Origin of the sequence: Parvibaculum sp., from assembly GCF_049672805.1 — a bacterium.
Lineage (GTDB): Bacteria > Pseudomonadota > Alphaproteobacteria > Parvibaculales > Parvibaculaceae > Parvibaculum.
On record NZ_JBATWS010000015.1, the window covers coordinates 1 to 7,062 of the forward strand.

6 protein-coding genes are annotated in these 7,062 nt (G+C 59.2%); 3 read left to right on the forward strand and 3 right to left on the reverse strand.

Features of this window, described 5'->3' with window-relative positions:
* Positions 1–187: 187 nt before the first annotated feature.
* A complete protein-coding gene (locus WBF74_RS00540; RefSeq protein ID WP_424433769.1) occupies positions 188–817 on the forward strand; it encodes an OmpW family outer membrane protein in 630 nt (209 codons plus the stop codon).
* 67 nt (positions 818–884) lie between these two features.
* Here the strand turns inward: WBF74_RS00540 and WBF74_RS00545 are convergent, their stop codons facing one another.
* Entirely contained in the window at positions 885–2,810 is a 1,926-nt protein-coding gene (locus tag WBF74_RS00545; RefSeq protein WP_424433771.1) for an ATP-binding protein, read from the reverse strand.
* 190 nt (positions 2,811–3,000) lie between these two features.
* On the opposite strand from WBF74_RS00545, the gene WBF74_RS00550 reads away from it, so the two are divergent.
* On the forward strand, positions 3,001–3,525 hold the full coding sequence (locus tag WBF74_RS00550; RefSeq protein WP_424433773.1) for a fasciclin domain-containing protein: 525 nt from the start codon (positions 3,001–3,003) through the stop codon (positions 3,523–3,525).
* A gap of 75 nt (positions 3,526–3,600) precedes the next feature.
* On the opposite strand, the gene aspS is transcribed toward WBF74_RS00550, so the two are convergent.
* Positions 3,601–5,424: an aspartate--tRNA ligase gene (aspS, locus tag WBF74_RS00555; protein ID WP_424433775.1), complete on the reverse strand. Its 1,824-nt coding sequence runs from the start codon at positions 5,422–5,424 to the stop codon at positions 3,601–3,603.
* A gap of 172 nt (positions 5,425–5,596) precedes the next feature.
* Between aspS and rnd the strand changes: the two genes are divergently transcribed.
* Positions 5,597–6,760: a ribonuclease D gene (gene rnd, locus WBF74_RS00560; RefSeq protein WP_424433777.1), complete on the forward strand. Its 1,164-nt coding sequence runs from the start codon at positions 5,597–5,599 to the stop codon at positions 6,758–6,760.
* 2 nt (positions 6,761–6,762) lie between these two features.
* On the opposite strand, the gene WBF74_RS00565 is transcribed toward rnd, so the two are convergent.
* Positions 6,763–7,062: hypothetical protein (locus tag WBF74_RS00565; RefSeq protein ID WP_424433779.1), on the reverse strand; the 300-nt coding region annotated here is incomplete at its 5' end.

The following is a 7,062-nucleotide window of genomic DNA, read 5'->3' on the forward strand; positions in this document are numbered from 1 at the left end:
GGAGAGGCCTGCGGCGAATGTGGCAACTTCACCATGGTGAGGAACGGCACCTGCCTGAAATGCGACACATGCGGCGGAACCAGCGGGTGTAGCTGAAGTACATCAGCGCACCCTCCGCACATTGCCGTTGACGGTTGATTATTCTCCCCATAATCTGGTCTTTTGGGACTATATCTGGGGGGACTAAATGAACTATCTCACAAAATTTGCTGCGACTGCCGCCATGGTTGTCGCGATGACTGCGCCTGCAATGGCTGAAGAGGTACGCTCGGGGAATACTTACTTCCGACTTTCCGGTGGCGCGCTTGTCATCGACGATGTCGATGGCAAAGGAGCCGCGGCTGGTTCCAAGATTTCCTTTGACACGGGCTGGGTGGTTTCCGGTGCTGTCGGCTACAATATAAACTCGCAAATTGCGGTTGAAGCTGAGCTCACCTATCTCACAGCCGATTTCGATACGATTTCTGTCACCGGTCTCGGCAGTGTGTCAGCGGATGGTGACCTCTCTTCTTTCCTGACAATGGTGAATGCCAATTTCCACCCGATGGCCGGGAACTCCTTCGACCCTTACATCGGTGCGGGTATCGGTATGGCCTTCTCGCAACTGTCTCTGGACGCGGTGGGCGGCGTGCCGGTTGGCGTCAGCACCGACAGCGATGACCTCGCTCTTCAGGGCAATATTGGTTTCGACATGAATCTCGGCAATGGCAAGAAGGTCGGTGCTCAGTATCGTTATATCTGGACCGACACCAGTTCGAACACTGCGGACGAGATCACGGGGCACGCACTTACACTGAATTTCACGGCAGCCTTCTGACAAGCAGCGGTTCCACAATATGAAAAAGGAGCGCTTCTGCGCTCCTTTTTTATGCGGTGTTGTTGGTTTATGCCTCTGCGCGGTGGCCTGCGTGTTTCTGCAGTGCTGTCAGAATATCCGCAGGGCGGAAGGGCTTTGCGATGTGGTCATCCATGCCCGCCTCGAAACAGGCTTCGCGGTGATGTTCCATCGCATTGGCGGTAAGGCCGAGGATCGGTCTCGCATAGCCCATCTCTCTCAGCTTTCGCGTGGCGGTGAGGCCGTCCATGACGGGCATCATCACATCCATGAAGATGACATCAAAACTGGTATCCTTCACCGCTTCAAGCGCCGCCGCGCCATCAAAAGCATAGACGGGCTCAATCCCCGCAATGGCGAGCACGGAGCCGATCACCTTCCGGTTCACGGCATTATCCTCGACAACGAGAACAGAAAGCGTCCCGGCAGAAGCTGGCGTTTCATCGGCGGGCTTGGCGGGTTCCACCGAGGGCGTGATCGCCGCCGCAGGTGCCGCGCCCGCGCGAAGCGGCAGCGTGACGGTGAAAGTCGAGCCCCGTCCGACTTCGCTTTCAACCTCGATCTGTCCGCCCATGGCCTCAACAAGACGCGACACGATGGCAAGACCAAGCCCGGTGCCCTCTATATGCGCACCCGTTTCGCGGTTCAGGCGTTCAAATTCGCGGAAGATGCTTTCGGTCTTGTCTACCGGAATGCCGGGGCCTGTGTCACTCACCTTCAGAATGAAGTTGAAGCCCTCAGCCGTGGTCTTGGTTTCGGCAGAAACGGAGATATCGCCCTTCTCCGTAAACTTCACCGCATTGCCGATGATGTTGAACAGGATTTGCGAAATGCGGTCAGGATCACCCTTGAGCCAGATGCGCGTCGAGAGCGGCAGCACGGCGCTGAAGCGCAGCCCCTTGTCACTCGCCCTTCCCGCCATCATGTCGCAAACGGTGCGGAGCAATGTTTCGGCGTGGAAATCCCTGCTCGCAATTTCAACGCGCCCGGCTTCAAGCTTTGCCATGTCGAGCACATCATTGATGATCGACAGCAACATCTCGGCGGATGAACGCGCGGTACTAATGAGTTCAAGCTGATCGCCCGAAACGCCACTTTCCGCCAGCATGTCGAGCATGCCCATGACGCCCGTCATCGGTGTACGGATTTCATGGCTCATTGATGCGAGGAAGCCGCTCTTCACCTCGCTTGCACGCTTTGCTTCATCGCGCGCGGCAACAAGCGCTTCTTCCGCGCGCTTGCGGTCACTCACATCGTGAAGCTGGGAAATGAAGTAAAGCGGCTCGTGGTTTTCGGCGCGCAAAATGGCAACAGCGAGATCCACCCAGATGACCTCTCCATCCTTGCGGATGTAGCGCTTCTCCATCTGGTAGGTGTCGCGCTTTCCTTCCACACATTCATGCAACAGATCGAGATCAGCCTCGAGATCCTCGGGATGTGTGATGTCCTGAAAGGTAATCTCCGCAAACTCGGCCTTCGTATAGCTGAGCATCCGGCAGAGCGCCTCGTTCACCTGTAGCCAGCGGCCATCAATGCCCACCAGTGCGATGCCATGCGCCGCACCCATGAGCGCCATGCGGAACCGCTGATCTTCCTCGGTGTCGAGCTTCTCCGATGTCTGGTCCTGCACGAGCCCCCGGACGCCGCCCTCATCGCAGCTCAGACAGAGCACGCGGACAGCCACCGGATCATCCCGCAGGGTAAAGCTCGCCGATGTCACGTCACCGGGCCTGCAGTGCGTGAACCATTCATGGAGATGCGCCATGGCCGGGGAGCGCAGCGGGTTCAGGGTGTTCATCTTCCGCGGCACATTATGGGCGTCGAGCACCGGCGAATGCAGGATAAGCTCACCGCTCTCCCGATCCCAGCTCCACTGGCCGATGGCAAACGCCTTTGCCATCACATCCAGTAGATGCGGCGAAAGTCCGGTCAGGTCTCCCGCCGGGGGCACTGTTTGCGGGTTAACGAGGCTCATCGACATTCTTAATACCCTTCCCCCCGCACCATGCAGACGGGGCCCCTGTCAGTGTCACCCAAAGGTCGTTAACCAGCCGTTTCCAGAGGAAAGGGTGCCGCCGGGCTCATTGTCGCATTCCCGACAAATTGCCGACCTAGATAAGCTGGTCACAGAGGGGAAAGTTCTGGCGAATTTGAAAGGGAGACACATGAAAAGAACCGGTATTTTCATCGCGGCCCTGGCTATCAGCGCGGTCGTCTCCGCGCCGGCCTTTGCCGCCAATGTCTATGAGACATTGAAGGCCAATCCGCAGTTCTCAATGCTTGTGAAGATGATCGAGGCGAATGATCTGAAGTTCCGCTACAGCACGGGCGACATCACCGTTTTCGCACCGACGGATGAAGCGCTCGCCAACCAGCCCGGCGGCGTGGATGACATGCTGTCCGGCGAGAACCCCAGCGTGAAGGAAAATGCCCGCGCGCTCCTGCTCTACCAGATCGTGAGCGGCCGCCACACGCCGGCAAGCCTTGAGGGCAAGGTGACAGAGGCAACCACCCTCCAGCGCGGCAAGGTGGTGATTGATGGCACGAAGAGCCCCATCCGCTACGGCCATTCCGAGTTCGGCGCCAATGTGGCGGGTGATGCCATTACGGCCTCAAACGGCATCATCATTCCGATTGATGCGCTGCCCATCCCTGTCTTTGAGGAAACAACGCCTCCACCGGCGCAGTAACGCGCGTTACGGCAACGGCATGAAAAAAGGGAAGGCCTGAGCCTTCCCTTTTTGCCTGGCGGGGCTGACGCAAAATCAGCCTTCCTTCTTCTTTTCCAGCGGCGGCACCACGCGGATGTGGAGTTCCTTGAGCTGCTTCGGCTCCACTTCGGAGGGCGCCTGCATGAGCAGATCCTGCGCCTGCTGGTTCATCGGGAACATGGTTACTTCGCGCAGGTTCTCGACGCCTGCGAGCAACATCACCATACGATCCACACCGGGGGCGAGACCGCCATGCGGCGGGGCGCCATATTTGAAAGCGTTCAGCATGCCGCCGAACTTGCTCTCCACCACCGATTTGTCATAGCCCGCAATGCCGAAGGCCTTGTACATCACATCCGGCTTGTGGTTACGGATCGCGCCGGAGGAAAGCTCCACGCCATTGCAGACAATGTCGTACTGGAAGGCAGTGATGCCGAGAATTTCCTCTTCATCATCCGGGCCAAGTTGCAGGAACTTGTCGAGCGGATAGTTCGGCATAGAGAAGGGATTGTGCGAGAAGTCGATCTTCTTCTCTTCCTCATTCCACTCGAACATGGGGAAGTCCACGATCCAGCAGAACTTGAAGACACCCTCTTCCACAAGGCCAAGCTCGGTGCCGACGCGCGTGCGCGCGAGACCGGCAAAGCTTGCAAACTTCGTGGGCACACCGGCCACGAAGAAGACGGCATCGCCTTCCTTGAGGCCAAGCTGGGTGCGGATCGCTTCGGTGCGTTCCGGCCCGATATTCTTGGCCACCGGACCTGCCCCTTCGAGCACGCCGCCTTCTTCGCGGAAGAAGATGTAACCAAGGCCCGGCTGCCCCTCGCCCTGCGCCCATGAATTCATGCGATCACAGAAAGCGCGGTTGCCGCCTGTCGGCGCCGGGATCGCCCAGACCTCGACCTTCGGATCCTTCTCGATCATCCCCGCAAAGACCTTGAAGCCCGAACCACGGAAATGGTCGGTGACATTCTGCATCTCGATGGGGTTGCGCAGGTCCGGTTTGTCGGAGCCGTATTTGCGGATCGCCTCCGCATAGGGGATGCGGATGAAGGGATAGGGCGAGACCTTGCGGCCATTCGCAAACTCTTCGAAGAGGCCGTGCAGCACCGGCTCAATGGCGGAGAAAACATCGTCCTGATCGACGAAGCTCATTTCCACATCGAGCTGATAGAACTCGCCCGGTGAACGGTCGGCGCGAGCATCTTCATCGCGGAAGCAGGGCGCAATCTGGAAATAGCGGTCAAAGCCCGCCACCATGATGAGCTGCTTGAACTGCTGCGGCGCCTGCGGCAGCGCATAGAACTTGCCCGGATGAATGCGCGAAGGCACCAGAAAGTCGCGCGCGCCTTCGGGGCTTGAAGCCGTCAGGATCGGCGTCTGGAACTCATTGAAGCCTGCCTCCGTCATGCGGCGACGGATAGACGCGATGATCCTGGAACGGAGCAGAATGTTCTTGTGAAGCGTCTCGCGGCGCAGGTCGAGGAAGCGATAGGTCAGCCGGATATCTTCCGGGTAATCCGGCTCGCCGAACACGGGAAGCGGCAGGTCCTGCGCCTCCGACAGCACTTCGAGAGAGGTGACGGCAATCTCGATCTCACCCGTCGGCAGGTTGGGATTAACCGTTTCCGCCGAGCGCGCCACGACCTCACCTTCCAGCGAGATCACATATTCGGCGCGCACCTTTTCAGCGAGGCCAAAGGCCTCGGCCCGGTCCGGGTCAAAGACGAGCTGGGTCAGCCCGTAATTGTCGCGCAGGTCGATGAAAAGGAGGCCACCGTGGTCGCGTTTGCGATGAACCCAGCCCGAAAGACGGACGGTTTCGCCGACATGCGACTTGCGAAGCTCGCCACAGGTGTGGCTGCGGAAACGGGTCATTGTCATAAAGCCTTGAGATTCAAAGACGAATCGGGACTATGTAACATAAGAGTTATCACCCCGGCGACCGGGAAAAGCGCATGGATCGACGGCCATTGTCAAGGGCAATGGGCCCGCGTTGTCCTCCGCCTTCTCCGCGACAGCATCCCAGAGATCGGCTATACAGCGGCGCATGGAAATTATTACGACCAACGAAGCGCTGAAAGCGGCGTGTGATCGCCTTTCCGGGGCGGGCTATGTGACTGTCGATACGGAGTTCATGCGGGACTCGACCTTCTGGCCCGTCCTTTGCCTGATCCAGCTTGCCGGCCCCCGGCCCGAGGATGAAATCATCATCGACCCGCTGGCACCCGATATCGACCTTGCTCCCTTCTATGAGCTGATGCGGAACCGGAAGGTCGTGAAGGTCTTTCACGCGGCCCGGCAGGATATTGAAATCTTCTTCCATCAGGGAAACACCATCCCGGACCCGCTTTTTGACACGCAGGTCGCCGCCATGGTCTGCGGTTTCGGGGATTCCATCGGCTATGAAACGCTAGTCCGCAAGCTCGCGGGCGGCAGCGTGGACAAGTCCTCCCGTTTCACGGACTGGTCCCGGCGGGCGCTCTCCGAGAAGCAGCTTCAATATGCGATGGCCGATGTCACCTATCTGCGGACCATCTATGAGGTGTTGGCGAAGCGCCTGACCCAGACCAAGCGCGCGCATTGGGTGGCTGAGGAAATGGCCGTCCTGCAAGACCCGAACACCTATGCAATGCGGCCGGAAAATGCCTGGAAGCGGCTCAAGATGCGCTTCCGTGGCCAGCGCGGGCTTGCCGTCCTTGTCGAGATCGCGGCCTGGCGCGAGCGGCAGGCGCAGGAGCGGGATATCCCCCGCTCGCGCATCATGAAGGATGACGCGCTTTACGAGATCGCGACGCAGATACCGAAAACCATCGCGGACCTTGACGCGCTGCGCGCCGTGCCCAAGGGCTTCTCGAACAGCCGCCTCGCCCCCAGCCTGATGGAAGCCATCGAGCGTGGCCTTGCCATGAAGGAAGAAGATATTCCCGTGGTCGAGGGGCCGGAACCCCTGCCTGCCGGTGTCGGCCCGCTGGTCGAGCTTCTGAAAGTGCTGCTCAAGCAGAAATGCGAAGAGCATGATGTGGCGCAGAAACTCGTTGCCAATGTGAGCGACCTTGAACTCATTGCCGCTCATGCGGAGGCGGATGTGCCTGCGATGAAGGGCTGGCGGCGCGAGATTTTCGGGGAAGATGCGCTGCGCCTGAAGCGGGGCGAACTAGCTATCGGCGCCAAGGGCAAGAAGATCGTTCTGATCGACACGAAGGGCCGCTAGGCCTATCCGGCAATCCTGATCTCGCCTTTGCGGCCAAGCGCGCGAGAGAGTGCGTTGAGGCGCTTCGTCACGACTTCGCCCACCAATGCCTCATATTTCTTCGGCACGACAAGGCTGATATGGGTCTTGGTGATTTCAAACTTGGTCTTTGGCAGCAGGCGGGTCGTCGCGCCTGAGAGCGTGAAGGCAAGGCGCAGCGCAAGGCCCAGCACCAGAGCGCGCTCATGGTCGCGCTCCGAAATATATCCCGTCAGATTGCCAAGCACCGCCGGCTCACCTTTGCCCTCGTGGCGGTGATACCC